Source organism: Oceanobacillus aidingensis (assembly GCF_042654105.1).
Classification (GTDB): domain Bacteria; phylum Bacillota; class Bacilli; order Bacillales; family Amphibacillaceae; genus Oceanobacillus; species Oceanobacillus oncorhynchi.
In genome coordinates this window covers 1-1,879 of sequence record NZ_JBHSFT010000031.1, presented here as the reverse complement: position 1 = coordinate 1,879, position 1,879 = coordinate 1, and the positions used below count along the sequence as shown (strand labels likewise).

Sequence of the window (1,879 nt, the reverse complement as noted above, 5' to 3'; positions counted from 1 at the left end):
TTATGTGCGCCAGGCATGGCGACTATCTAGGTGGTGGAAATCCACTGTGGAGGTACACATCGACCAACCACTAGAGAAGCGCAAAGCATTTATCGTGAGGTAAAGGCTGAAGGAAGCGTGTATCAAAATCTTGGCTCGACGAACAGAAATCTGATACGAAGGCTCTGTAGGCGGATAAGGCTCCATAACAAGTCAAAATCCAAAAGATGTGCGTAACCCTGCAGAGTAAATTAGGCGAGTAAAAGAGGAAAGATAGTTGTCTTACCCTGGGAGGTCTCACGGACAGCTGAGGAGTCCCCTAAAAAGAAAGCTGGTCGAAAAAGGCTTATCGTGAGAAGTCAGCCGATGCCGTAGTAGTGATGAAAATCATGAAGGGCTGAACAATTTATAGTGTTTCTACGCCATGAATGCACGAAGAATAAACTTCTGAATGTGTTAATGATGAAAGTATGAGCGTATCTCAGAGGATAGTCAAAATAGAAGTGTTCTCCGTCACATGAAAGGAAAGGAAGAAACGAGTGTGGAAATTTTAGAAAAGATTTTAAGCGATCAAAATATGAACGAAGCCTATCTTCGAGTGTACCGAAACAAAGGTGCAGGTGGGGTAGACGGCGTAACAGTAAATGAACTGAAAGCATACCTAAGGAAACACAAAGAGGAATTGCGAACGCAAATCCAGAAAAGAAAATACAAACCAAGGCCAGCACTGCGCGTAGAAATTCCGAAAGAAAATGGAAAGATGCGCAAATTGGGTATTCCAACAGTGGTTGACAGAGTTGTCCAACAGGCAATTAGTCAAGTGCTCAGCCCGATATTTGAAAAACAATTCAGTGACTACAGTTATGGTTTCAGACCAAGAAGAAGTTGCGAAATGGCAATCACGCAAGTATTGGAATATATCAATGACGGATACCAGTGGTTAGTGGATATTGACCTGGAACGATTTTTCGATACTGTCCATCATGATAAGTTAATGCGAATAATCTCGCACACAATCAAAGATGGTGATGTCATTTCTCTGATCCGAAAATACCTCGTAAGTGGTGTGATGGTCGATGGGAAATATGAAGATACAACTATAGGAACCCCACAGGGAGGCAACCTTAGTCCACTTCTAAGTAACATTATGTTGAATGAGTTAGATAAGGAACTGGAGGCAAGAGGTCTGCGTTTCGTAAGATACGCAGACGATAGCCTTATCTTTGTCAAAAGTGAAAAGGCGGCAAATAGAGTTCTTACTTCCATTACAACATTTATCGAAGAGAAACTGGGGCTAAAGGTAAATATGGAGAAAAGTAAAATCTCACGCCCTACGAAAACAACATTTCTAGGCTTTGGTTTTTACTATGACTCAAATAAGAGGAAATTTCAACCGAGACCCAGTAAAACGTCGGTTCAAAAATTCCAAAGGAAACTGCGCCGATTAACAAAGCGAAATTGGAGTATTTCCTTAAACGACAGAATCATCAAGTTAAAACAGGTCATGTATGGTTGGGTCAACTATTTTAGGGTAGCTAATATGAAGAGCGTTTTAGAGTCTATAGATGCGAAGTTGCGCTCCAGAATAAGAGTAATTATCTGGAAACAATGGAAGAACAACAAAAAGAGAATTAAATCTCTCATACAACTTGGTATACCAAAGGAAGAAGCCAAGGGGCTAACCTATTGTAGGAAAGGTTTCCGATTTACTGGGTTGTCGAAAGTTGTTCAGAGAGCATTGTCTAATAAAAGACTAAAGCAAAGAGGTATCCCCTTTGCCTTAGACCGTTATCTAAAAGTACACACTGAAATATAAATTGAACCGCCGTATACGGAACCGTATGTACTGGTGGTGTGAGAGGGGCGAAAAGTTATTTAGCTTTTCCCTCTACTCGATTTT

Annotated in this window: 1 protein-coding gene; it reads left to right on the top strand. The window is 40.9% G+C overall.

Going from position 1 to position 1,879, the window contains the following annotated elements:
* The first annotated feature begins 520 nt into the window (after window positions 1-520).
* On the top strand, window positions 521-1,795 hold the full coding sequence (gene ltrA / locus ACFO3P_RS14555) for a group II intron reverse transcriptase/maturase (protein ID WP_289585512.1): 1,275 nt from the start codon (window positions 521-523) through the stop codon (window positions 1,793-1,795).
* Window positions 1,796-1,879: the final 84 nt, after the last annotated feature.